Origin of the sequence: Rhodococcus daqingensis, from assembly GCF_042665615.1 — a bacterium.
Taxonomy (GTDB): Bacteria; Actinomycetota; Actinomycetes; order Mycobacteriales; family Mycobacteriaceae; genus Rhodococcus_G; species Rhodococcus_G daqingensis.
In genome coordinates, this window is the sequence record NZ_JBHTCS010000002.1 from 207,590 (window position 1) to 230,346 (window position 22,757).

At 69.7% G+C, this 22,757-nt stretch carries 24 protein-coding genes; 10 read left to right on the top strand and 14 right to left on the bottom strand.

Annotated elements, in window-relative coordinates; translation table 11 throughout:
* The first annotated feature begins 12 nt into the window (after positions 1 to 12).
* The gene (locus tag ACFQS9_RS02235; RefSeq protein WP_378401120.1) at positions 13 to 1,425 is read left to right on the top strand and encodes an amidase; all 1,413 of its coding nucleotides are present in this window, start codon (positions 13 to 15) and stop codon (positions 1,423 to 1,425) included.
* 51 nt (positions 1,426 to 1,476) lie between these two features.
* Positions 1,477 to 2,133, top strand: coding sequence for a M50 family metallopeptidase (locus tag ACFQS9_RS02240; protein ID WP_378401122.1), 657 nt, complete (start codon positions 1,477 to 1,479; stop codon positions 2,131 to 2,133).
* A gap of 30 nt (positions 2,134 to 2,163) precedes the next feature.
* Here ACFQS9_RS02240 and ACFQS9_RS02245 read toward each other — a convergent pair whose 3' ends face one another.
* The 6 genes from ACFQS9_RS02245 to ACFQS9_RS02270 form a co-directional block, all read right to left on the bottom strand.
* Complete coding sequence (locus tag ACFQS9_RS02245) at positions 2,164 to 3,669, bottom strand: flavin-containing monooxygenase (RefSeq protein ID WP_378401124.1); 1,506 nt, start codon at positions 3,667 to 3,669, stop codon at positions 2,164 to 2,166.
* 137 nt (positions 3,670 to 3,806) lie between these two features.
* Entirely contained in the window at positions 3,807 to 6,008 is a 2,202-nt protein-coding gene (locus ACFQS9_RS02250) for an acyl-CoA dehydrogenase (protein WP_378401126.1), read from the bottom strand.
* Between the two features lie 13 nt (positions 6,009 to 6,021).
* A complete protein-coding gene (locus ACFQS9_RS02255) occupies positions 6,022 to 6,891 on the bottom strand; it encodes an SDR family oxidoreductase (RefSeq protein WP_378401596.1) in 870 nt (289 codons plus the stop codon).
* A 57-nt stretch (positions 6,892 to 6,948) separates the two neighbouring features.
* Entirely contained in the window at positions 6,949 to 7,848 is a 900-nt protein-coding gene (locus ACFQS9_RS02260) for a MaoC/PaaZ C-terminal domain-containing protein (protein ID WP_378401128.1), read from the bottom strand.
* A 5-nt stretch (positions 7,849 to 7,853) separates the two neighbouring features.
* Positions 7,854 to 8,285: a type II toxin-antitoxin system Rv0910 family toxin gene (locus ACFQS9_RS02265; protein ID WP_378401130.1), complete on the bottom strand. Its 432-nt coding sequence runs from the start codon at positions 8,283 to 8,285 to the stop codon at positions 7,854 to 7,856.
* A gap of 64 nt (positions 8,286 to 8,349) precedes the next feature.
* Positions 8,350 to 9,552, bottom strand: a complete 1,203-nt coding sequence (locus tag ACFQS9_RS02270; RefSeq protein WP_378401132.1) for a lipid-transfer protein — start codon at positions 9,550 to 9,552, stop codon at positions 8,350 to 8,352.
* 105 nt (positions 9,553 to 9,657) lie between these two features.
* Here ACFQS9_RS02270 and ACFQS9_RS02275 point away from each other — a divergent pair, with 105 nt between their 5' ends.
* A complete protein-coding gene (locus ACFQS9_RS02275) occupies positions 9,658 to 10,353 on the top strand; it encodes a TetR/AcrR family transcriptional regulator (protein WP_378401134.1) in 696 nt (231 codons plus the stop codon).
* A gap of 10 nt (positions 10,354 to 10,363) precedes the next feature.
* Here the strand turns inward: ACFQS9_RS02275 and ACFQS9_RS02280 are convergent, their stop codons facing one another.
* Positions 10,364 to 10,801 (bottom strand): YkvA family protein, encoded by a 438-nt coding sequence (locus tag ACFQS9_RS02280; protein WP_378401136.1) that lies wholly within the window; start codon positions 10,799 to 10,801, stop codon positions 10,364 to 10,366.
* A 148-nt stretch (positions 10,802 to 10,949) separates the two neighbouring features.
* Between ACFQS9_RS02280 and ACFQS9_RS02285 the strand changes: the two genes are divergently transcribed.
* Genes ACFQS9_RS02285 through ACFQS9_RS02310 form a run of 6 tightly spaced genes read left to right on the top strand, consistent with a single transcriptional unit; the run spans position 10,950 to position 14,374 of the window.
* The gene (locus ACFQS9_RS02285; protein ID WP_378401598.1) at positions 10,950 to 11,627 is read left to right on the top strand and encodes an energy-coupling factor ABC transporter permease; all 678 of its coding nucleotides are present in this window, start codon (positions 10,950 to 10,952) and stop codon (positions 11,625 to 11,627) included.
* Positions 11,624 to 11,971: a PDGLE domain-containing protein gene (locus ACFQS9_RS02290; protein ID WP_378401137.1), complete on the top strand. Its 348-nt coding sequence runs from the start codon at positions 11,624 to 11,626 to the stop codon at positions 11,969 to 11,971. Before ACFQS9_RS02285 ends, ACFQS9_RS02290 begins: the two co-directional genes overlap by 4 nt.
* Positions 11,972 to 11,973: 2 nt before the next feature.
* Positions 11,974 to 12,741, top strand: coding sequence for a cobalt ECF transporter T component CbiQ (cbiQ, locus tag ACFQS9_RS02295; RefSeq protein WP_378401139.1), 768 nt, complete (start codon positions 11,974 to 11,976; stop codon positions 12,739 to 12,741).
* Positions 12,738 to 13,493, top strand: coding sequence for an energy-coupling factor ABC transporter ATP-binding protein (locus ACFQS9_RS02300; protein WP_378401141.1), 756 nt, complete (start codon positions 12,738 to 12,740; stop codon positions 13,491 to 13,493). The genes cbiQ and ACFQS9_RS02300 overlap by 4 nt, the downstream gene beginning before the upstream one ends.
* Before the next feature lie 48 nt (positions 13,494 to 13,541).
* The gene (locus tag ACFQS9_RS02305; protein WP_378401143.1) at positions 13,542 to 14,003 is read left to right on the top strand and encodes a MarR family winged helix-turn-helix transcriptional regulator; all 462 of its coding nucleotides are present in this window, start codon (positions 13,542 to 13,544) and stop codon (positions 14,001 to 14,003) included.
* Complete coding sequence (locus tag ACFQS9_RS02310) at positions 14,000 to 14,374, top strand: DUF5313 family protein (protein WP_378401145.1); 375 nt, start codon at positions 14,000 to 14,002, stop codon at positions 14,372 to 14,374. Before ACFQS9_RS02305 ends, ACFQS9_RS02310 begins: the two co-directional genes overlap by 4 nt.
* 12 nt (positions 14,375 to 14,386) lie before the next feature.
* Here ACFQS9_RS02310 and ACFQS9_RS02315 read toward each other — a convergent pair whose 3' ends face one another.
* Together ACFQS9_RS02315 and ACFQS9_RS02320 are read right to left on the bottom strand one after the other, a co-directional pair.
* A complete protein-coding gene (locus ACFQS9_RS02315; RefSeq protein WP_378401147.1) occupies positions 14,387 to 14,695 on the bottom strand; it encodes a rhodanese-like domain-containing protein in 309 nt (102 codons plus the stop codon).
* 56 nt (positions 14,696 to 14,751) lie between these two features.
* Positions 14,752 to 15,489 carry a lysophospholipid acyltransferase family protein gene (locus ACFQS9_RS02320; protein ID WP_378401149.1) on the bottom strand — a complete coding sequence of 246 codons (738 nt, stop codon included), beginning with the start codon at positions 15,487 to 15,489 and terminating at the stop codon, positions 14,752 to 14,754.
* Between the two features lie 148 nt (positions 15,490 to 15,637).
* Here ACFQS9_RS02320 and ACFQS9_RS02325 point away from each other — a divergent pair, with 148 nt between their 5' ends.
* Positions 15,638 to 16,075 (top strand): 6,7-dimethyl-8-ribityllumazine synthase, encoded by a 438-nt coding sequence (locus tag ACFQS9_RS02325; RefSeq protein ID WP_378401151.1) that lies wholly within the window; start codon positions 15,638 to 15,640, stop codon positions 16,073 to 16,075.
* An 18-nt stretch (positions 16,076 to 16,093) separates the two neighbouring features.
* Here ACFQS9_RS02325 and ACFQS9_RS02330 read toward each other — a convergent pair whose 3' ends face one another.
* From ACFQS9_RS02330 to ACFQS9_RS02350, 5 genes are all read right to left on the bottom strand, one after another.
* Positions 16,094 to 17,068 carry an alpha/beta fold hydrolase gene (locus tag ACFQS9_RS02330; protein ID WP_378401153.1) on the bottom strand — a complete coding sequence of 325 codons (975 nt, stop codon included), beginning with the start codon at positions 17,066 to 17,068 and terminating at the stop codon, positions 16,094 to 16,096.
* A 125-nt stretch (positions 17,069 to 17,193) separates the two neighbouring features.
* Positions 17,194 to 18,639 (bottom strand): lipase family protein, encoded by a 1,446-nt coding sequence (locus ACFQS9_RS02335; protein ID WP_378401155.1) that lies wholly within the window; start codon positions 18,637 to 18,639, stop codon positions 17,194 to 17,196.
* A gap of 156 nt (positions 18,640 to 18,795) precedes the next feature.
* Entirely contained in the window at positions 18,796 to 19,440 is a 645-nt protein-coding gene (locus ACFQS9_RS02340) for a TetR/AcrR family transcriptional regulator (protein ID WP_378401157.1), read from the bottom strand.
* A gap of 43 nt (positions 19,441 to 19,483) precedes the next feature.
* Positions 19,484 to 21,688, bottom strand: coding sequence for a phosphocholine-specific phospholipase C (locus ACFQS9_RS02345; protein WP_378401159.1), 2,205 nt, complete (start codon positions 21,686 to 21,688; stop codon positions 19,484 to 19,486).
* A gap of 168 nt (positions 21,689 to 21,856) precedes the next feature.
* Positions 21,857 to 22,696, bottom strand: coding sequence for an alpha/beta hydrolase (locus ACFQS9_RS02350; protein WP_378401161.1), 840 nt, complete (start codon positions 22,694 to 22,696; stop codon positions 21,857 to 21,859).
* Between the last annotated feature and the right edge of the window lie 61 nt (positions 22,697 to 22,757).

The following is a 22,757-nucleotide window of genomic DNA, read 5'->3' on the forward strand; positions in this document are numbered from 1 at the left end:
CCGAGGACGCCGATGACACACGACGCACGCATCCATGCCTTTCGCGACGACGCCCTCGGCGACCTCGACGCCACCGGTGTCGCCGAGCGGATCGCCTCCGGTGAGCTGTCCTCCCACGACGCGGTGCTGGCCTCGATCGAACGCGCCGAGACGGTCCGGGACTCCCTGAACGCCATCGCCTTCCCCGACTTCGATCGGGCCCTGACCCGGGCCGCTGGGCCGCACGCGGGCGTCTTCGCGGGTGTCCCGACGATCGTCAAGGACAACGTCGACATCGCGGGCCTGCCGTCGAATCACGGCAGCGCGGCGTTCGCGGCGCGGCCCGCGCGAGCGGACAGCGACTTCGCCAGGCAGTTCCTGTCCACCGGCGCGGTCCCGATCGGCAAGAGCCGACTGCCCGAGTTCGGCTTCAGCGCCTCGAACGAGTACGCGACGGCCGAGCCCGTGCACAATCCGTGGAACCCGGAGTACTCCTCCGGAGCCTCCTCCGGTGGTTCTGCGGCGTTGGTCGCGGCGGGGGTGCTCCCGTTCGCGCACGCCAACGACGGCGGCGGGTCGATCCGGATCCCGGCGGCGGCGTGCGGTCTCGTCGGCCTCAAACCGACCCGGGGGCGCACGGTGGCGGACCCGGCGGACAAGGCGATGCCGATCCGGATCGTCGCGCAGGGGGTGCTGACGCGGTCGGTTCGGGACACCGCACGGTTCTATGCCGCGGCCGAAACCTATTACCGCAATCCGAAGCTCCCGCCGATCCGGCTCGTCGAGGGCCCCGGCCGCACCCGGCTACGGATCGGCGTGATCATCGACTCGATCACTGGGATCCCGACGGACGACGAGACGCGCGCCTCCGTTGCCGCGACCGCAAACCTGCTCACCGAACTCGGTCACCGCGTCGAGGAGGCGCCGCTGCCGGTCGGCCGGTCCTTCGTCGAGGACTTCTCGAACTACTGGGGATTCCTGTCGTTCGCGATCTGCGCGGGTGGGAAGAGAGTGCTCGGCCCGGACTTCGACCGGGCCAAGACCGACAACCTCACCCGCGGGCTGGACGCGATGTACCGCAGGAACATCGCGAAGACGCCGCAGGTGCTGTACCGGTTGCGGCGCACGCATCGGCAATACGCGCAGATGTTCCAGAAGTACGACGTGCTGCTCTCCCCCGTCCTCGCACACACCACCCCGAAGCTCGGATACCTCTCTCCGGCACAGAGTTTCGAGGAACTGTTCACCAGGCTGGTCAACTACACCGCGTTCACCCCGCTGAACAACGCGTCCGGCGGTCCCGCCATCTCGCTTCCGCTGCACGAGACCGCGGCGGGACTGCCCCTGGCCTCGCACTTCTCGGCCGATCACGGCGACGAGCGCACCCTGCTCGAGCTCGCGTACGAGCTGGAGCAGGCCCGGCCGTGGCGGCGGATCCAGGACTGAGGACCGCCCGGCGATCGACGCCCGGACCGGGTGCACGGCACCATGGGTGAGGTGAACTCGTACTGGGCGCAGTGGTCGGCCTACCTCCCCCTCGCCGTCGCCGCGGCGATGGTCCTGCTGGGCCCACTGTGGGCGGTGACCCGGCACGCGGTGACCCTCGTGCACGAAGCCGGACACGCGATCGCCGCGGTCGCGACGGGGCGACGGCTCACCGGGATCCGGCTGCACTCGGACACCTCGGGCCTGACCCTCTCGCGCGGTAAGCCCCGCGGCCCCGGCATGGTGCTCACCGCGGCGGCAGGCTTCCTGGCGCCCTCGCTCCTCGGCCTGGCGGGCGCGCTCCTGATCGCGTCCGGTCAGCTCCGGATGCTGCTGTGGGGTGCGGTCGCGCTGATCGTCGCGATGGTGCCGTTCATCCGCAACGTGTTCGGTCTGCTGGTGCTCGTGATCTGCGGATCGGCGGTCGGCATCGTCGCCTACTACGGATCACCGACGCTGCAACTGCATTTCGCGTACACCGGGATCTGGCTGCTGCTGTTCGGCAACCTGCACACCATCGTCGAGGCGGCCCGCACCCGCTCCGGCCGCTCGGACCTCGACCAGCTGCGGTCGCTGAGCCACCTGCCGCGGCTGCTGTGGGTGATCCTGCTCGTTGCGGTCGCGGTCGGGACCGGGGTGTTGGCCTGGCGGGCGCAGTACCTCGGTTGAGGGGTGTGTGCTGGACCGACCGGCCCAGTGTCAGCGGGCCCCCGCGTACGACCGCATCTCGTAGTCGTCGAGCGGGAAGCTGTGCGCCTCCCGGAACGCGTTCACCGTCGAAGTGGGCCGCAGGATCGCCGCCTCACCGTGCTGGTTGAAGTAGTAGCTGTGCGCGGTCTGGCAGCTGCCGCCGTAGAACACCGAGTCGCCCAGCTTCGCGGTCATCCGGTCCAGGAACTCTGCGTTCGCCTGCTCGGTCACCTCGAACACGTCGGCGCCGCGCCTGCGCAGCTCGCCGAACAGCCGGTCCATGTGCGCCATCTGCGACTCGATGGTGGTGAAGTACGACAGGCCGCTGTACGAGTACGGGCTGGCGAGGCTCAGGAAGTTCGGGAAGCGCGGCACCGACACGCCCTCGTATGCCTGGAACCGGTTGTCCCGCCACCACTTCCCCAGGTTGCGGCCCTCGCGGCCGATCACCTCGATGGCCGGGAAGTTCACGTCCCACAGGTTGAAGCCGGTGGCCAGGATCAGCGTGTCGATCTCGGTGCGGCTGCCGTCGGCGGTGACGATCGCATTCGGCTCGATCCGCTCGATCGTGCCGGTCTCCAGGCGCACGTGCGGCCTGGTGAACGTGCGGTAGTAGCTGTTGGAGAAGGTCGGCCGCTTGCAGCCGAAGTCGTAGTCCGGGGTCAGCTTGCGCCGCAGCTCCGCATCCCCGACCTGGGCTCGCAGGTGCGCACGCGCGGCCGCGGCCGCGGCCTTGTTCAGGAACTTCGCCTGCTTGAAGTGCAGCACCGCGCTCACCATCAGCAGCTCCAGCACCGATCCGCTCACCGCGCGGGCCGCCCTCTGCGCCAGCGGAATCCGCGCGAACAGTTTCTGCACCGGCCCGGGGATGGGCACGTCCACCTTCGGCACCACATAAATCGGGGTGCGCTGGTAGACCGTCAGCTCGGCCACCCGGCGGGCCACCTCCGGGATCAACTGCACGGCCGTGGCGCCGGTCCCGATGATGGCCGCGCGCCTGCCCGTCAGGTCGTAGGAGTCGTCCCAGGCGGTGGTGTGCACGACCTTTCCCTCGAACGACTCGATGCCGGGGATGTCCGGCAGGTGCGGCTGCGAAAGGAACCCGGTCGCGGTCAGCAGGTACCGCGCGGTGATCTGCTCGCCGCCCTCGACGGACACCACCCAGCGCTGGGCGTCCTCGTCCCAGCGGGCGCCCTCGACCACCGCACCGAAGCGCATGTGCCGGCGCAGGTCGTACTTGTCCGCGACGTGTCCGGCATACCTCTCGAGCTCCGCCCCCGGCGCGAACAGCCGCGACCAGTACGGGTTCGGTTCGAACGAGTACGAGTAGCTGACGGACGGGATGTCGACGGCGAGGCCCGGGTAGCGGTTGACGTGCCAGGTTCCGCCGAGCGCGTCCTCGCGCTCGAGGATCGCGATGTCGGTCAGGCCCATCCGCTTGAGCTGGATCGCGGCACCCATACCGCCGAATCCGGCGCCGACGATCACCGCGTCGTGATGCACGTTCTGGTCCACAGGTCCAACCCTTCGCCGATGTGCGTTACATGCAGTATCACGCACTTTTCGTCCCGGCAACACCCCCAATGCCTTCGGCTGTGGTGCGGATGCGGAGTCCCCGCCCTCCGTATCCGCACCACTGCGGCAACGCCGCATCAATCCCGGGGCAGCCCCAGCATCCGCTCACCGATTACGTTCAGCTGCACCTCGGTGGTGCCGCCGTAGATGGTGGTCGCGCGGCCGGCGATGAGCTGTTCCATCGCCTTGTCGCTCGGCTCCCCCGGCACCGCGACCGTGCCCGCGGCCCCCAGCTCCGCGACCACGAACTCCGAGATCGCCTGCCCCAGGCCCATGCCGAGCAGCTTCCCGACCGACGAGGTGGTGCTCACGTCGGCGCCGGAGAGCTGCTTCAGGACCACCCGCGACCCGATCAGGTCGATGGCCTGGCTCTCCGCGATCAGTTCACCGAAGCGGTACCGCCCGACCGGCCCCAGCTCCCGACCACGCACGAACTGCATCAGGTCGGCATCGCTGGCGTAGGCCTCCATCTTCTGGCTCAGCGCCACCCGCTCACCGGCGAGGGTGGTGCGCGCGACGTGCCAGCCGTCGTTCACCTCGCCGACCATGTTCGCGTCCGGGATGAAGACGTCGTCCAGGAACACCTCGTTGAACAGGGCCGAGCCCGTCATCTCGCGCAGCGGGCGCACGGTCACGCCCGGGGTCGACATGTCCAGCACGAAGTAGGTGATGCCCTCGTGCTTCGGCTTGGTCGGGTCGGTCCTGGCGATGAGCATCGCCCAGTCCGCGAACTGCGCCACGCTGGTCCAGATCTTCTGGCCGTTGATCGTCCAGCCGTCGTCGACCTTCTCCGCCCTGGTGGTCAGCGACGCGAGGTCCGAGCCGGCCCCCGGCTCCGAGAACAGCTGGCACCACACCAGATCACCGCGCAGTGTCGGGACCACCAGGTCCTGCTTCTGCTGCTCCGACCCGTGCCCGACCACGGCGGAGACCGCCCAGCCGCCCATCAGCAGCTGTGGCATCGCGATGCCGGCGGTCTTGACCTCCTGCGAGATGACGATCTGCTCCAGCGGTCCGGCGCCCCGCCCGTACGGCTTGGGCAGGTGCGGCTGCACCCAGCCGCCGTCGCCGAGCGCGATCAACTGATCGTCCTCGTCCTCGATCACCGCGATCGGGGCCAGCTCGGCCCGCACCGCGGCCCGGATGGCGTCGGCCTCTTCCGGGAGCTCGAGCACCGACGTCCGGGACACCCCGGCCAGGGCCTGCTCCGCCACCCGGTTCACCCGCTCCTCGCGGGTGCCCAGCACGCCCCGGATCGCGAGCGCCCGGCGGTAGTACAGGTGCGCGTCGTGCTCCCAGGTGAACCCGATCCCGCCGTGCACCTGGATGCAGTCCTGCGCCACCTGCACGGCGGCGTCGGCCACGATCACCGCCGCGACGTCGGCCGCGAAGTCCGCGGTCTCGTCACCCTTGTCGAGCGCCGACGCCGCGTCCCACACCACCGCGCGCGCCTTCTCCAGAGCGATGCCCATGTGCGCGCACTTGTGCTTGACGCCCTGGAACTGGCCGATCGGCCTGCCGAACTGCACCCGAGTCTTGGCATACTCGGCCGCCGTCGACACGCACCAGGACATGATGCCGATGGCTTCCGCCCCGAGCACCACCGCGGCGATCGCCCGCACCCGCTGCTCGCCCAGTCCGTCGAGCACCCGCTCCGCCGCCACCAGCACGCCGTCCGCCTCGACCCGCGCCGACCCCCGGAGCACGTCGATGCTGTCCTGGCCGGTCACCGTCAGATCGGCCGAATCAACCACCATCCAACGGATCTCATCACCGATCCGGGCGGGGAGCAGCAGCACGTCGGCGTGCTCGCCGCCCAGTACCGCGTCGGTGCCTCCGGTCAGCCGGTAACCCCCCTGATCGGGTTCCACGTGAAACGGCGTGCCGAGCGCGAGCGCCGCGGTGCGGGAGCCGTCGACAAGACCGGGCAGCACCTCGATGCCGGCCTTCGAATCGGCGGCCGCGAGCACCGCGGCCGCGAGCGCGGTGGGGACGAAGGGGCCGGGGGAAATGGTGCGGCCCAGCGCCTCCAGCGCCACGGCCAGAGTGAGCAGGCCGGCGCCGTGGCCACCGCGATCCTCCGGCACGTGCAGCCCCAGCAGGTCCTGGCCCACCAGCGCCTGCCAGAATCCCGGGAACTTGGCCTCGGACGTCGCCTCGACCGCGGCGCGAACCTGCTCGGTCGTGATGGTCCGCTCGGCGAACGCGCTCACCGAGTCGGCCAGCGCCGCATGCTCCTCACTCAGCCCGAGTCCGAGCTCATAACTGTTGCGCGCCATGCCGTTCCCGCCCTCAGCCCAGCCGGTTCGCGAGATCGCCGATGGTCCAGGGACCCTCGGATTCGATGGTCTCGCCGCCCTGCCAGTTGATCAGCTCGGTGACGGCGCCACCCTGGACCGCGTATACCTTGCCGGTGAGCTTGCAGTCGCCCGACGCGAGCCGGGCGACCAGCGGGGAGATGTTCGCCGGTGCGAAGGCGTCGAACTCGCCCTCAGGGACCTCGGCGGCGAACAGCGCGCCCATGCCGGGGGTGGCCAGCGTCAGCCGGGTGCGCGCGATCGGGGCGATCGCGTTGACCCGCACCCCGTATCGTTCGAGCTCGTCCGCGGCGACCAAGGTCAGCGCCGCGATGCCGGCCTTGGCCGCGCCGTAGTTGCCCTGGCCGGCGTTCGGCATGAACGTGCCCGAGGCGGAGGCGGTGTTGATGACCGACGCGTTGACTGCCTCGCCGGCCTTGCTCCGTGCCTTCCAGTAGGCGGCCGCGTGGTGCAGCGTGGCGGCGTGACCCTTGAGGTGCACGGCGATCACCGCGTCCCACTGACTCTCCTCCATGCCCGCGATGAACGCGTCGCGCAGGATGCCCGCGTTGTTCACCAGCACATCGAGGCCGCCGAACTCGCTCACGGCCTGGTCGACGAGCGCCTTGGCGCCCTCCCAGGTCGCCACGTTGTCGGTGTTCGCGACGGCCTTCCCGCCGGCCGCGACGATCTCGTCGACGACCTGCTGCGCCGGTCCGGCGTCGGAGCCGGTTCCGTCGTTGGCGCCGCCGAGATCGTTGACCACGACGCTGGCGCCCTCGGCGGCGAAGAGCAGGGCGTGTTCACGGCCGATCCCGCGGCCCGCGCCGGTGACGATCGCCACCCGTCCGTCCAGGCTTCTAATCGAACCAGTTCCCATCAGTTGTTCACTCCCAAGGTCGATGAAAGGTGTTGTGCCGAATCAGTTGTCGGAGATGACGGCGAGGCCGTCCTTGATCACCAGTTCGTCGCCGACGGTCGTCTCGTAGGCGTACGCCCGTGAGTCCTTGTGGCCCGCAGGGAAACCAGAAGGACTCACGGCCCAGAAGCGGGTGACGATGTCCTGCTCGGGCAGCACCGGCTTGGCGAACCGCACCGCGAGCCGGCGGAGCCGCTCGGTCCTGCCGTCGGCCAGCTGGGTGAGCGCGCCCCACGAGGTGAACGCCATCGTGCACAGACCGTGGTTGATGATCCCGGGCAGACCGGACATCTTGGCGATCTCGTCGTCCAGGTGGATCGGCATCGGGTCGCCCGACGCGGGCGAGTAGCGGAACGTCTGGTCCTTGTCGATATGCGCGAGCACCCGGGCCGCCGGGGTCAGCTCCCGCAGCGCCTCGTCGAAGCGGTGACCGGGCGCCTTGTCCCCGAGACCCGGGCCCGCGTCGACCTTCCGGAAGAAGGCGGTCATCCACTGCTCGTTGACCAGTTCACCCGTGTCCGTGCGGGTCTCGACGTACACGACCACGGTCGAGCCGTTCTCCCTGCCCTCGAACCCGATCGGTTTGGCGCGCACCACCAGGGTGTCGCCGGGGTAGATCGGGCGGTGGAAGTGGAAGTCCTGCTCGCCGTGCACCAGCTTCATCAGCAGCTCCACCGGGGCCACCGACAGCGCGGCGGGCGCCATCGAGAAGAAGGCGGGCACCACCGCGAACACCGGCGGGGCGATCTCGCCCCGCCGGTGCCGCTCGATCGGGTCGTTGGTGGCGGCCGCGTACTCGGCGATCCGCTCTGCGGTCACCTCGAACCGCTCCTCGTCCGTCCAGACGCCGAGGCCCGAGGTGTCGAATTGGACTGCGTTGCCTTTGTCGACGGGCTTCGTCATCGGACTCAGCCGACCAGCTCGGCGAACTTCGCGAGCGAGGCGTCGAGGTCCGCGGCGGCGTTCTTGGCGACGGCCTTGCCGATCGGCCCGACGATCATGGTGCCCTTGAAGCTCGCGTCGATGACGGCCTTCGAGCCCGAACCGGCCGGCTCGACCTTGAGGGTGAACTCGACGGTGACGCCGGCCATGCCGGTGCCGGCGATCTTGACGAGGTTCGGCGCGTCGACCTCGGTGACGGTCCACTCGATCTTGTTGGCCATGCCCATCACGGAGACGACCTCGGTGAAGGTCGCGCCGAGCGCGACCGCGGTGGGCAGTTCGCTCTTCCAGCCCTGATGGATGGTCAGCCAGTCCTCCCAGCGGGACAGGTCGGAGAGCGCGGCCCAGGTCTTCTCGGGCGCGGCGGGCAGGTCGGCTGAGACGGAGACGGTAGCCATGGTGAAACTCCTTGCGGGTGAGGTTGTTTGCTTTTCCTGAGGGTTCGTCGGTGCCCCGATCTGGCTAGCGGTCGGCCGGCTTGTACGCGGTGACGACGACGGCGCCGCCGAGGCCGATGTTGTGCTGCAGCGCGACCCCGGACTTCGTGGCCGCGGCCGGCACCTGACGCTTGTCCGCGGTGCCGCGCAGCTGCCAGGTGAGCTCACTGCACTGGGCCAGGCCGGTGGCGCCGAGCGGGTGCCCCTTGGAGATCAGGCCGCCGGACGGGTTGACCACCCACTGTCCGCCGTACGTGGTGGCACCGGCGTCGACCAGCTTGCCGCCGTCACCCTCGGGGCACAGCCCGAGCGCCTCGTAGGTGAGCAGCTCGTTGGCCGAGAAGCAGTCGTGCAGCTCGATGACATCCACATCGGCGGCGGTGATGCCGGCCTGCTCGTACACCTTTCGGGTCGCGACCCGGGTCATGTCGGCACCGACGAGGCTGATCGCGCTCTTGTCGGCGAAGGTGGACTCCATGTCGGTGACCATCGCCTGGCCGACGATCTCCACGGCCTGGCCGGCGAGTCCGTGCTTGTCCACGAACGCCTCGCTCGCGACGATCACGGCGCCGGAGCCGTCCGAGGTCGGCGAGCACTGCAGCTTGGTCAGCGGGCCGTAGATCCGCTTGGAGGCGAGGACCTCCTCGAGCGTGTACTCGTCCTGGAACTGGGCATACGGGTTGTTCATCGAGTGCTTGTGGTTCTTGACGCCGATCTTGGCGAAGTGCTCCTCGGTGGTGCCGTACCGCTCCATGTGTTCCTTGCCCGCGGCACCGAACATGTACGGCGCGGGCGGCATCGCGAACTCCTGCAGCTCGGCGAGGGCGAGCAGGTGCCGCATCATCGGCTGTTCGCGATCGTCGTAGGTGGTGCCGAGCGAGCCGGCCTGCATCTTCTCGAAGCCGAGCGCGAGGCTGCAGTCGGCCTGGCCGCTCCGCACGGCCTGGGTGGCCAGGTACAGCGCCGTCGAGCCGGTCGAACAGTTGTTGTTGACGTTGACGATCGGGATACCGGTCAGGCCCAGCTCGTACACGGCGCGCTGACCCGAGGTGGACTCGCCGTAGACGTAGCCGACGTAGGCCTGCTCTATCTCGCGGTAGTCGATGCCCGCGTCCTCGAGCGCCTTGGTACCCGCCTCGCGCGCCATGTCCGGGTAGTCCCACTCGCGGGCCCCCGGCTTCTCGAACTTCGTCATGCCGACGCCGACGACGAAAACCCTGTTGCTCATTTCCACTCCTGAGTGAGAGAACAAAACTGTCTGCGACACGCTGTCTCACTAAAGTAAGTGAGACAGACTGTCCCGTCAATCACTCGGGTGGGTATCGTGGGGTCGATGCCAGAGAGAGTCGACGCCCTGACGCGCCCCGGACCGGACGGTCGCGCCACCCGGTGGGACGACCACAAGGCGGATCGCCGGGACCGGATCCTCGAGGCCGCCATCGACGCCATCAACGAGGGCGGCTCCGACGTCGGGGTCAAGCAGATCGCCGAGCGCGCGGGCGTGCCCCGGTCGGTGGTGTACCGGATCTTCAAGGACCGCGGCGACCTCGACGAACAGCTGCGGGCACGGATCATCGAGCGCCTGATGGTGCACGTGACGCCCGCCCTGACGCCGGCAGGCACCATCGAGGCGGCGATCGGCAGCGCGGTCGACAACTACCTGCGCTGGATCGTCGAGGCGCCGCGGCTGCACCAGTTCCTCGGCACCGGCTCCCCGAGCCACCGCACCATCGGTTCGCGGGTGGTCACGGGCACGAAAACCGCCATCGCGGTGCAGCTGACCGAGCTGCTCGAGTCGGTACTCCGATCCCTGCGCAAGGACACCGATCTCGCCGAGACGCTGGCGTTCGGCCTGATCGGCCTCGTCGATGTGAGCGTCAACCGGTGGCTGAGCAATCCGCAGTCGGGGCTCAGCGTCGAACAGCTGGCGGACTTCCTCAGCGTGTCGATCTGGCAGGTGCTCGACGGCAACCTGAGGCGGATCGGGGTCACCCTCGATCCGTCGACCCCCCTCAGCGACCTGACCTGACCCGAATCGTTCAGTCGCCGAAGTCGAGATGGACCGGCTCGGCCTGTGCCCGTGCGGTTCCCGAGAGGCGCCGGATTGCGGCGAGACCCTCCGGCGTTCCGGGCCAATGCCTTTCGATCGCCTCGGATCCCGCCCTGTGCGTGACTGAGCGCAACGCGATCGCGACGATCACAGCGTCATCCGCATACCCGAGGACGGGAATGAAATCAGGTATCAAGTCGAAGGGCATCGCCAGATAGGCCAGCAGCAGCCCCAGCCGTACCCGTACTCCGCGCGGCACAGCAGGGTCCGCGCCCAGCCTCTTGATCAGACGGACCACGTCGGGAAGTAATCGGAGCGCGTCCTTGACGCCGACCTCGTCCGGCTTGGTGATCCACAGGGCGATCAGCAGTGCCAGCCAGAGGAGGAGCAGGCCACAGGCGACAGACAGGGCTATCGACCACCACATACATCAATCAGAGCACAGGGCAACCGGTCGGTGGAGGTGATGATGCGGGCCCGCCGGCGCTCCACCCACTCATTTGAACAACTGAGCAAGTATTGAGGTAAGTGGTTATGCTCCCCCCGTGAACAGCCCGAACGACGCCGTGCTCGCTATGCACATGAGCGACGGCCTGGTGAACGCGCCGACCTCACTGCTGTTCGGGATCGTCGCGGTCGCGGGCATCGCCCTGGCCGCGCGGAAGGCCCGAGCCGAGCTCGACGAGCGGACCGCGCCGATGGCAGGCCTGGTGGCCGCGTTCATCTTCGCCGTGCAGATGGTGAACTTCCCGATCCTGCCCGGCGCCAGCGGCCACCTGCTCGGCGGAGCCCTCGCCGCGATCCTGGTCGGCCCCTACACCGGCGCGCTGTGCGTGGCGATCGTGCTGGTCGTGCAGTCGTTGCTCTTCGCGGACGGCGGCCTCACCGCGCTCGGCACCAACATCACCAACATGGCCCTGATCGGAGTCGGCGCCGGCTACGCGGTGGCCGTGGCGCTACGGCCCCTCCTGCTCCGGCTCGGCAGCTCCGGCCTGGCCGCGCTGGCTTTCGTTGCCGCGTTGGTGAACACGCTGGCGGCCGCGTCCGGCTTCCTGCTCGAGTATGCGCTCGGCGGCGCGGGCGACACGTCCCTCGACACGGTCGCCTGGTACATGCTCGGCACCCACACCCTGATCGGTGTCGGCGAGGGGTTGATCACCGCGCTCACCGTGGTCGCCGTCGCCAGGGCCCGGCCCGACCTGGTGTACCTGCTGCGGACCGCGCCCCGACGGACCGTGGAGGTGCCGGCGTGACATCCCGAAGGTCCTGGTTCCTTGCCGGTTTCGCCGTCGTGGCCCTGTTCGTCGCGGGCGTCGTCAGCTACCTCGCCAGCTCGAGTCCCGATGGCCTGGACTCGACCACGCTGCGCGGCTGCACGATCGTCGAGACGGAGGCGGGCGAGACCCTGACCGGCACCTGCATCGCCCAGAGCGCCGGAGACCACCACCTCGCCGACGGCCCGCTCGCGGACTACGCGGTCGCGGGCAACGACACCTTGACCGGAATCGCCGGAATCCTCGGCGTGAGTGCGACGTTCGCGGTCGCGGGTGGGCTGTTCTGGCTGATCGCGCGCTCGGGCCGCGGCCGCAGGACCTGAGGATGGGCGCCGGTCACGCGCACCCGCTCTACCGCGAGGGCGACTCCCCGGTACACCGGTTGCCGGTCGAGGTGAAGGTCGTCGCGGCGACCGTCGGGGTGTTCGCGGTGGTCGCAACGGTTCGCGAGCAGATGTGGGCCTTCGGCCTGTATGCCGTTGTCCTGCTGGTGGTGTGGCGGGTCGCCCGGATTCCGCTGCGCTGGATCGCGCCGCGGATGCTCATCGAGGCACCGTTCGTGGTTCTCGCGGTGCTGCTCCCCTTCGGCGAGGGCGGCGAACGCGTGCGATGGGCGGGGCTGTCACTGTCGGTCGCGGGTCTCTACGCGGCCTGGGGCATTCTGATCAAGGGCACGCTCGGGGTGCTCATCTCGCTGACCTTCGCGGCCACCACCAGGACCGCGGACCTGCCCCGGGGGCTGACCCGACTGCGGGCTCCCGCGATGGTCACCACCATCGTCGTCCTGATGCTGCGCTACATGGATCTGCTTGCCGCGGAAGCGAACCGGATGCGGATCGCCCGGGTGTCCCGCGGTGACGACCCTCGCACCCTGCGGCAGGCCGGCGCCACGGCGCGCGGGGTGGGCGGGCTGTTCCTGCGGACCTACGAGCGTGGCGAACGAGTGCATCTCGCGATGGCGTCCCGCGGGTTCACCGGCTCGATGCCGGACCTCGGCGCGCCCGTGGCGACGGCGCGCGACTGGCTGCTCGGCCTCGCCCCGGCCGTCGGAGCGGTCGCCGTCTGCCTGTCGGCGCTGGCGGTGTCCGCATGAGTGCCTGCGCCGCCCCGACCGCCGCGGTGCGGGTTCGTGGCCTCGGGTTCGCCTATCCCGACGGTCGCGTGGCGCTGCGCGATATCGACCTGGAGGTCGGCGTCGGCGAGCGGATCGCGCTGCTCGGTCCCAACGGCGCCGGCAAGACCACCCTCATGCTCCAGCTGAACGGGGTGCTCTCGCCCACCGCGGGTCGCGTCGAGATCGGCGGCCTCCCGGTCGAGCGCCGCACCCTGCGCGAGGCCCGGCGGCGGGTCGGCATCGTCTTCCAGGATCCGGACGATCAGCTGTTCATGCCGACCGTCGCGCAGGACGTCGCGTTCGGGCCGGCGAACTTCGGCGTCACCGGCGACGAGCTGCACGCTCGGGTGTCCGGCGCGCTGGCGGCGGTCGGCATGAGCGAGCACGCCGAGCGGTCGCCGTCGCACCTGTCCGGCGGGCAGCGTCGACGGGTCGCCCTCGCCACGGTGCTGGCCTGCCGGCCGGACGTGCTGGTCCTCGACGAGCCGTCCGCGAACCTCGACCCGGTGGCCCGCCGGGAACTGGCCGAGGTCCTGCTCGGCCTGGACACCACCCTCGTGCTGGTCACCCACGACCTGCCCTACGCCGCGCAGCTGTGCGACCGGGCGGTGATCATCGACGACGGCCGGCTCGTCGCGGACGGCCCGGTGCTCGAGCTGCTCGCGGATTCGGAGCTGCTGGGCCGACACCGGCTGGAGCTGCCGTGGGGGTTCGAGGTCCCGCTCGGGTAGCCGCCCAAAGTTAGTTAGTGTGCGATTCGTTCGTGTACGATCTACTGCATGTCCACCGTCGAACAGACCGACCCGCTCGCCCTCGACCGGCAGGTCTGCTTCGCGCTGGCCGTGGCCAACCGCGCGGTGCTCTCGGTGTACCGCCCGCTGCTCGAGCCGATGGGCCTGACCCACCCGCAATACCTGGTGATGCTCGCGCTCTGGGGCGAGGCACCGATGTCGGTGAAGGCGATCGGCAGCGCCCTGCAGCTCGATTCGCCGACCCTCTCGCCGCTGCTCAAGCGACTCGAGTCGTCGGGGCTGATCACCAGGTCCCGCAGCAGCGAGGACGAGCGGCAGCTGGTCGTCGATCTGACCGAGTCCGGACGGGCATTGCGGGCCCGGGCCGAGCAGATCCCACCCGCGGTGGTGGCACGCCTCGGCGTCGGCCTGCCCGAGCTCGAGGAGCTGCACGACGTTCTCACCCGGATCAACCGGGCCGCACTCAAGGCAGGAGCACTGGATCAGTGAGCGCCACCCGACCGAACCCGCTTCAGTGGGTCGCCTACGCCTGCGGCGCCAAGCTGCCCGCATCCATGAACGACTGGGTGCTCAACGACCTCACGGGCGACCACTACGTCGTCCGGCATCTCGTCCGCGCGATGGTGCCGTTCCTGCCGCTGTTCGCGCTCTTCATGCTGTTCCCGGGACCGCTGTGGCTGCGGGCGTCGATGGTCCTTCTCGGGGTGTTGCTCGCCCTGTTCTACTCGGTGGTCTACATCCACCAGAACAGGGCGCGGCGCCTACAGAAGAACGGGCTGCCCATGGACCTGGACAACCCGCGGCGCCGGGCCGCGCGCGAGGCGGAGGAGGACGCCTACCGCCGCCTCTGGACGCGGTAGCCGCCCGGCCCGCTACACGCCCGACTCGACCGATCGTCCGGAGCTGATCCACGCGTCCGTGCCGCCCGCGACGTTCACCGCGTTGATCCCCGCCGCCCCGAGCAGGGACGCGCCCTGCGCACTGCGTCCACCCATCGCGCAGATCACGAAGACGGTGGGCGCGGCGGGCACCTCGTCGATGCGGGAGACGAGCTCGCCGAGCGGGATCAGCCGGACACCCGGCACGTGCCCGCGGGCGTACTCGTCGGCCTCGCGCACGTCGATCACCGGCGCACCGGCGGCCAGGGCGGCGTCGAGCGCCGCCAGATCCACTTCCTGCATGGGTTCCTCTCCTCGTCGAATACCCCGAAACTTTACCCGAGGGGGTATTTCGACCCTCAGTAGCGCGCGACGGCCCCGTCCACCGCACCCTGCAGCCCCTCGGCCACCAGCCGCGCGATGTCGGCCGGCTTCTCCGGGATCTCGACCACGGGAGTGTCGAGGTACACGCTCGCCCGCGACACCTTCCCGGGCTCCGGACCGTAGCTGAGGCCCATGTAGACCAGGACCGGCCGGACTCCGAGCTTCACCGCCCGGCTCATGATGTGGCCGATCCCGCTGCCGATCTTCTGCAGCCGCGTGGGGTCCTCCTCGTTGCAGGTCCCCTCCGGGAAGATCGCCAGGTCATCACCCCGGCACATCCGCTCGGCGCACACGTCCATCATCCGCTGACCGGCCGCGTTGACCGCGCGCATCCCGTGATTCTTGCCCCGGAAGACCGGGATGCCGCCCATCAGGTCCACCCGCTCGCGCCGCTTCGGCTCGAGGAAGAGCTCGTCCTTCGCCAGCACCCTGGTCCGGCCGATCGCCGGGCGCAGCTCGCTGGCCCACGCCGCGGCGGCCACCGTGTACGGATCGCTCTGGGTCAGGTGGTTGACGGCGAGGACCAGCCGGGAATCCGACCGCACCAGGGCCCGGACCTGCTCCTTCGCGCCGTCTGCGTAGGTCACCCGGGGCCGGAACTTCAGCGCGAGCAGGCCGTAGGCGGACTTGGCGGCCAGCCGATTCTGCTGGTGTCGCAGATAGAAGTCGTAGACCTCGTCGCAGTTGTCCAGCGCAACATCGGGCTTGTTCATGCCCACACTGTACGGAGATAATGCGATCCCTGCCCGTTGGAGCAGTTTCCTTGCCCGACAACCGAATTCAACCCAGCTACCCGGGTGAACGCAACTGAACGCGCGTCCGGATGGCCACGCCGGGGTACCCCGAACTAGCATCATGGGAATGAGCATCGCCTTCGTTCAGTCCACGTGGCATCGACCCATCGTCGACCGAGCACGAGACGCCTTCGTCACGCAGTGGCGGACACTGGGCCACACCTCCGGCGAGATCGAGTTCTTCGAGACCCCCGGCGCCTTCGAGATCCCGCTGCACGCGCTGCGCCTCGCCCGCACCGGCCGGTTCCGGGCCATCGTGGCCGCCGGACTGGTCGTCGACGGTGGCATCTACCGCCACGAGTTCGTGGCGTCCGCGGTGATCGACGGGCTGATGCGGGTCCAGCTGGACACCGACGTCCCGGTCTTCTCCGCCGTGCTCACCCCGCACCACTTCCACGAGCACGAGGACCACGCCACCTTCTTCGCGAACCATTTCGACAAGAAGGGCGCGGAGGTCGCGCAGGCCTGCTCGCTCACCCTCGCCTCGCTGGACGCGATCAAGTAGCGGCGACCGCCTGCCCCCTCAGGAGGACAGCCCGCCGAGGAACTCGAGCATCGCCGCGTTCACCTCGGCGGGCTTTTCCATCTGCACGAAGTGTCCGGCGTCCGGGATGATGCGGGTGGAGACCAGTCCGGGGACCAGCCGACCCATCGTCGCGAACGGGTCGCTGCCCATCATCTCGAGCACCGGGTCCTTGGCGCCGGCGATGAAGGCCACCGGCACCTCTACCGGGCGCTCGTGCAGTGACTCGTTCTGCGACCAGACGGCATCCTCGGCCCGATACCAGTTGAGGCCGCCGGTGAACCCCGTCCTCTCGAATTCCGTGACGTAGTAGTCGAATTCGTCCTCATCGAGCCAACTCCACGGCAGCGCAGGCGGCTCGGGCAGCACGTCCAGATAGCCATTGCCCTCGGAGGGGAACTCCCAGCAGTCGAGGTAGCGGTTCGCGCCGCTGAGCGCATGGAAGATCTTGGCCAGGAAGGCGCGGGTGTTGTCGCCGAGCTCCCGGTCCGCGACGCCCGGCTCCTGGAAGTAGTGCACGTGCGCAAAGTGCTTGGACGCCAGATACTTGAACCCGACGCTCGGCTGCACAGGCAGTCGCGGCGCGCGTGGGACGCTCAGCTGCATCAGCGCGGACACCCGGTCGGGTGCCCAGGCCGGCAGGTCCCACGTCAGATGGGCACCGAAATCGTGGCCCGCGAACACGGCCCGCTCGATGCCCAGCGCATCGAGCAGGCCGACCATGTCGCCGACCGTGTGCGGCCGGTCGTAGTCGGAAACCTGCGCGGGCGCGCTCGTCCGCCCGTACCCGCGCATGTCCGGGGCGATGACGCGATAGCCCGCCGCGGAGAGCGCCTCGAGCTGATGCCGCCAGCTGAACCAGAGCCCCGGGAACCCGTGGCAGAGCACCACCGGCTCCCCCTCGCCCTGCTCGGCGAAATGCAGGTCGATCCCGTTGACCGCAACGGTCCGGTGCGTCGGCTGCCCCATGCTCATTCCTCCTCGCCGTCGTCGGCAATTCGCCACCCTAGCGGGCGCGATCCCTCGACAGTGGCGATCGCGAGGATCGCCGGCGCTGCGGCGTGGCGGGCTCCGTCAGGACACCCACCACGCCGAACTCCTCAGGCCCCGATCGGCTTTCCGAACAGGCCGGCGACCGCCTCGCCGACGACCTGAACCCACACCGGCCAGGTCTTCGCATCCAGCGCGATCGACCCGACGTCGGTGGTGCGGCACCCCTGCTGGGCCGGCACTCCGGCGAACCGATCGCGCAGCCACAGGATGACGCTCGGGACGGCGGCCACCTCCAAGCTCAGGTGCTCGCTGAAATGATCGCGCGTGTAGGTCACGCTCGCCGACGGGTCCTGACAGTAGGTCTCGACCAGCGTGTTCACCGGGCCGACCGGAACGAGCCAGTCCGGGTTCGACTGATAGATGTACATGGGCATGTCGGGCACCGACGTCCCCATCGCCGTCCGCGCGAGGGCCTTCTTGGCGACCGGATTCTGCAACGGATCGCCGCCGTCGAAGAATCCCTTCAGGTTGAGGAAGGGCGCCAGCGAGGAGTTCCACGCCACGCACAGGTTGTCCTTCGCCGCGAAGAGCGCGCGGCCGACCGGGTTGATGCGCTCGTCGACGAACGCCGCCAGCTCGGGATCCTCGCGGCTGACACCGATCACGCCCGACGCAACGATGCCGGAGCCGAGCGCGTTGTTCGCGTTCTCGACCAGCGCGCCGAGGTCCGCGGCGACGCCACCGGCCGCCGCGCCCACGATGTCGAGCTCGGGGGCATAGGACTTGCGCAGCTCGGCCGCGTGCCCGGTCGGGATCGAGCCGCCGGAGTAGCCGACCATCCCCACCTTCGTCGACGCGCCGTTCAGCTGCATCGGCGCGAAGTTCTCCGCCGCCCGGATACCGTCGAGGGTGATCCGCCCCGCCACGGGACCGGCGGCGAAGGACGAGTTCGGCCCCTGGTGATCGGGGACCACCACGGCCCAGCCCTGCGCCAGCGCGGCCTGCACCTCCAGGAACTGCGCGCCCGAGGTGACGGCACCGGTGAGCAGCCACGGCACCGACGCCTGCTGCATCACGTACGACGGAGCGCAGTATCGCCCGAGCGAGTCCTCGGCCATCTGAAACGACAGCAGCGGTCGCGGTGCCCCGTCCTTGGTTCCGCCGCGGGGCTTGATGACCGTCGCCACCGCGGGGATCGCCTCGTCCCGACCGTTGTTCGACCGGTACGAGACCTGCCAGGCATCGACGTTCAGCGGAATCACACTGAGGTTCGCCAGGTGGACCTGGCGGGCGGCGATGATCTCGCCGGGCGCCTTCGACGCCACCACCTCGGCGGGCGGGCTGTAGAACTCCGCGTCGAGCTCGGGGATCTTCGGCGGTACCGGGAAGGGCAGGGGCGGTTGCACGGCCACCTGTGGCGATACCCCGGGCGCACCGTCGCCCGCCGGCGCACCGAGCGCGGGGGCGGAGAACGCGACCTGCCCCATCGCCGCCACCGCGGCCACCACGCACACCCGGCGCAGCCCCCGCCCGAACATCCAGTCCCCTGCCATGACCGCGCCCTCCCCGTGCCGGTGTGCCTGATCGTGGTCCGCGCCCCGGCCCGGGTCTCGCGAGCAAACCACGGAAAGTTAGATACTTGTGTCTAACTTTGCTCGCATGACTGTAGAGCGCTGTGTGCCAGATGACAATGGCCGGAGTGAGATGACCTAGGTCTCGGAGGCGTCGCGCGCCAGCGCGCTCAGCAATGTCGTCATCACCTCGACGAGACCGGCGACGGGGGGCCGCGGATCGGTGGTGCTCCACTGGTGCACCAGCGCCGTGAGCGCGCCGATGAAGGCCGTCGCGGCCAACGGGTACCCGCCCGGCGGTTCGAAACCCTCGCCGACGACACCCCTCAGCGTCGACTCGAAGAACCCGGCCCAGACCACCCGCTGGTCGAGTCGATGCTGCTCGACGCGGGGGCTGACGCCGACGATGTCGACGTACGAGATCTGCGCCCGCCGCGGGTCCGAGCCGATCGACTCGACGAAGGCCTCCATCGCGGCCGCGACGAGATCGCGCAGCTCCGACGAGGCCACCTCGGCGAGCGCCGCGACCATCGCCTCCCTGGCATCGGACTGGATCTGATCGTAGAGCGCGAGAAGGAGATCCTCGCGGCTGGCGAACTCGGCGTAGAACTGGCTCCGGGCGAGTCCCGCGGCGGCGCAGACATCAGCGACCGAGCTTCGCGCGTAACCCTTTTCGGTGAACACGGCGAGCGCCGCAGCGATGAACTGAGATCGGCGTTCGGCCCTGCGGGCCGTCACCGATCTCCCGCCGTACTGTCGCTCCACCTCACCCACCGCTTCCACCCCACCAGACTAGGTCCAGCAGGCGCCCGTCCCGATTCCCGAACTACGCCGACCCGGTGCCGAGCATCGACGACGCCCCGGCGAGCGACCCGGATCCCGCCTCCGGCGCCGCCGGCGGGGGTGGGGGCGTCCAGGTCAGGTCCCCGGTCGGGGCCACGACGACCGCGCCCTGGCTGACGCTCACCTTGCCGTTCTCGATGTGTCCGAGCCAGCGCCTGCGGAAGGAACCGTCCTCGGCGATGGACAGTTCCGCCTCGTACCAACCCTCACTCGAGGGCACCGACCAGGACGACTCGGCGCCGGCCGCGACCACCCCTCCGCGATCACGCCCGCCCACCGACAACCGGACGGTCACCGCCGAGGAGCCGGGGTTGCGCACGCTCACGCGCAGGCTCCGATCACCCTTATCGATGCTGGTGCGGACCGCCAACGCTGCGGCGGCGCCGGCCAGGCTGCCCCCGAACTCACGCCGGAACCCGTTGGGGCCGAGCGCGATCAGCGAGTACCGATCTCCCGGCACCGCCACGGCGGTGGAGGCCGACTCGGCGACGTCGAAGTGCAGCGGACGCTCGAACTCCTGAGCGTAGGGGTACAACGCGAAGTGCGCGCTCTCCGCTCCCTTGTTGGCGAAATCCACGGTCAGCTTCCGCGCGCCGGGGTCGAGGACCGCGCTCGCATCGGGCTGATAGGGAAGCGCCCTTGCCGGCCTGGTGCCCGATTCCTGGACCGCCATCTGCTGCGCCTGCGGCGGCGTGGGCGTCCATCGGGGATCCAGTGGCGGGGTGGCGGGCGGCCGGGTGAGCGTCGGTCGCGTGCGCGGCGTCTCGAAGTCGAAGGCCGAGGTCAGGTCGCCGCTGACGGTCCGGCGCCAGGCACTGATCTCGGGCTGCGTGAACCCGAACCGCTTCTCGAGGAACCGGGTGGTCGACGTGTGATCGAACACCTGGGAGCACACGAACCCGCCCACGGTCCACGGCGAGACGATGGTCATCGGGACCCGCGGCCCGAGCCCGAGCGGCTCGGCGCCGACGAACTCGTCGGCCACCTCCCGTGACGGCATCGGCGGCGGCACGTGGTCGAAGTAGCCGTCGTTCTCGTCGAAGTTGACGAACACCGCTGTCTTCGACCAGGTTTCGGGGTCGGAGGCGATCGCGTCGAGCACCTGGTAGAGCAGCGTCGCGCTCGCGGCGGGCGAGGATCCCGAGGGATGCTCCGAATCGACGGTGTTCGGTACCAGGTACGAAACCTGCGGCAGCGTCCCCGCCTCGACGTCCGCCCGGAAGGTCGACGCCAGCGTGCCGGGCCTCCCGCGACGCAGACCGCGATCGAACAACCGCCGGTCGGCGGGCGAGAGTCGACCCACCGCATCGTCGAGGATGCGGAGCAGCGCGTCCTGCGCCGGCGGCGGGAGGACACCGAGCGCGAGGTAGAACCCGGGCAGGGTCGCGATCTGATAGGGGACCAGCCCGGGGTGACCGAAGACCTGGGCGGCGACCCGCTTGAAGCTCGTGAAGTAGTCGAGGTTGTTGTCGGAGAAGTTGTCCCACTCCTGATAGGTCTTCCACGAGACCCCGGCCGCCTCCAGCCGCTCGGGCACCGTGGTCCAGTGGTACCCCTCGTGCCAGGGATCGTAGGCCGCGTTGGTCACGGCGCGGGACCCGTCGGCCTCGAATCCGGTATACCCGCTGACCCAGTAGTTGCGGTTGGGGCTGGTCGAGGTCGGGACCGAGCAGTGGTACGCGTCGCAGATCGTGAACGCGTCCGCCAGCTCGTAGTGGAACGGGATGTCCCGGCGATCGTAGTGCGCCATGGTCGCCGAGGTCTTGGCCGGAATCCACCCGTCGTGCCAGCCGCCCGCCAACGACTGGTGGCCGCCCTCCCACGAGTGATCGAGGCCGGTGATGTTCTGGGTGTCCATCCGCTGCGCCGCGGCGGACGCACGGATCGGGTACGGCACCACCACGCCACCGGCGCCGGGTTGCTCGAACACGGTGCGGCCGGTCTTGAGCGTCAACGCGTTCGGGTCACCGAACCCGCGGACGCCGCGGAGCGCGCCGAAGTAGTGGTCGAACGACCGGTTCTCCTGCATCAGGAGCACGACGTGTTCGACGGAGTCGAGCCCGCCGGGAGCGACGGGGGCCGCCAGGGCAGCCTGCAGGGACGGGGGCAGCAGCGAGCCCGCCGCCGCGGCGCCGAGCGCGCCCGCGCCGAGGGTCAGGAATCGTCGGCGGGGCAGGTCGCGAGTCAAGGAACACCTAACCGTACGAGGGAGGGACGTCAGTGCCGGGACGAGGACCGCGCACCTCTGCGAGCGCGGTCGACCGAACCACCCGTAGCGTGCCATCGAGTTGGACGCCTGTCCAGATTTTGGCCCGATCGATCCTCGCGGGCGCTCGCGTCCAGGCTCGGGCTCGGGTCAGCTCTGGAGGCGCGGCTCCAACCACTCGACCACATCGTCGAGCACCTGCTCACGCTCCGGCTCGTTGAACACCTCGTGGTACAGGCCCTCGTACTCCGTATAGGTCAGGTCCTCCGAGCCGGCGATGTCCGCGATCATCCGGCTGCCGTTCACGTTCGCCAGCCCGTCCTCGCTGCCGTGCAACAGCAGCAGCGGAACCCGCAGCGTCGGCAGCCGGTCCGGCAGTGACTCGGCGTTGACGATCATCCCGCGGGCGATGCCGGCCGGCACCTTGCCGTGGTGCACCAGCGGATCCGCGTCATAGGCGGCCACCACGTCCGGATCGCGGGAGACCAGCTTCGAATCGAGCGACTCGACCGGCACCCGGGGCGCGTACCGGCCGAGGAACTTGCCCACCTCGACGACCACCCGCGGCACCCCGGTCGTCACGTCCACGGCGGGGGCGGACAGGATCAGCCCGGCCAGGTCGCCGGGGTGATCGAGCGCGTAGGACAGCGATATCGCCCCACCCATGCTGTGGCCGAGCAGGTACCGGTCGAGGCCCGGGTGCTCGGCGGCCGCGATGCCGAACAGCCGTCGCAGATCGTCGGTGAAATCCGACCAGTCCTTCAGCTCGACCCGCTTGCCGCCCGAACGGCCGTGACCACGATGGTCGGGGGCGTACACCACCAGGCCCAACCCCAGCAGACGCTCGACGACGTGGTCGTAGCGGCGGGCGTGCTCGCCGAAGCCGTGCGCGAGCACCAGCACCGCGATCGGCGCCCCCTCCGGCGTCCAGACGTCGTAGTCGATGCGGGTGCCGTGCTTGCCGGTGAACGAAGACTCGGTGTGCGCCACGGATCCGAGTCTAGGTGGCAGACTCGGATACGCATCGACGATTCCGGGGGCGCATTCACCG

Coding starts and splice junctions, on each gene's coding strand:
- ACFQS9_RS02235 (WP_378401120.1), top strand. CDS start 13: ATGACACACGACGCACGCATCCATGCCTTTCGCGACGACGCCCTCGGC.
- ACFQS9_RS02250 (WP_378401126.1), bottom strand. CDS start 6,008: ATGGCGCGCAACAGTTATGAGCTCGGACTCGGGCTGAGTGAGGAGCAT.
- ACFQS9_RS02260 (WP_378401128.1), bottom strand. CDS start 7,848: ATGACGAAGCCCGTCGACAAAGGCAACGCAGTCCAATTCGACACCTCG.
- ACFQS9_RS02265 (WP_378401130.1), bottom strand. CDS start 8,285: ATGGCTACCGTCTCCGTCTCAGCCGACCTGCCCGCCGCGCCCGAGAAG.
- ACFQS9_RS02270 (WP_378401132.1), bottom strand. CDS start 9,552: ATGAGCAACAGGGTTTTCGTCGTCGGCGTCGGCATGACGAAGTTCGAG.
- ACFQS9_RS02275 (WP_378401134.1), top strand. CDS start 9,658: ATGCCAGAGAGAGTCGACGCCCTGACGCGCCCCGGACCGGACGGTCGC.
- ACFQS9_RS02280 (WP_378401136.1), bottom strand. CDS start 10,801: ATGTGGTGGTCGATAGCCCTGTCTGTCGCCTGTGGCCTGCTCCTCCTC.
- ACFQS9_RS02285 (WP_378401598.1), top strand. CDS start 10,950: ATGCACATGAGCGACGGCCTGGTGAACGCGCCGACCTCACTGCTGTTC.
- cbiQ (WP_378401139.1), top strand. CDS start 11,974: ATGGGCGCCGGTCACGCGCACCCGCTCTACCGCGAGGGCGACTCCCCG.
- ACFQS9_RS02300 (WP_378401141.1), top strand. CDS start 12,738: ATGAGTGCCTGCGCCGCCCCGACCGCCGCGGTGCGGGTTCGTGGCCTC.
- ACFQS9_RS02305 (WP_378401143.1), top strand. CDS start 13,542: ATGTCCACCGTCGAACAGACCGACCCGCTCGCCCTCGACCGGCAGGTC.
- ACFQS9_RS02315 (WP_378401147.1), bottom strand. CDS start 14,695: ATGCAGGAAGTGGATCTGGCGGCGCTCGACGCCGCCCTGGCCGCCGGT.
- ACFQS9_RS02320 (WP_378401149.1), bottom strand. CDS start 15,489: ATGAACAAGCCCGATGTTGCGCTGGACAACTGCGACGAGGTCTACGAC.
- ACFQS9_RS02325 (WP_378401151.1), top strand. CDS start 15,638: ATGAGCATCGCCTTCGTTCAGTCCACGTGGCATCGACCCATCGTCGAC.
- ACFQS9_RS02330 (WP_378401153.1), bottom strand. CDS start 17,068: ATGAGCATGGGGCAGCCGACGCACCGGACCGTTGCGGTCAACGGGATC.
- ACFQS9_RS02335 (WP_378401155.1), bottom strand. CDS start 18,639: ATGGCAGGGGACTGGATGTTCGGGCGGGGGCTGCGCCGGGTGTGCGTG.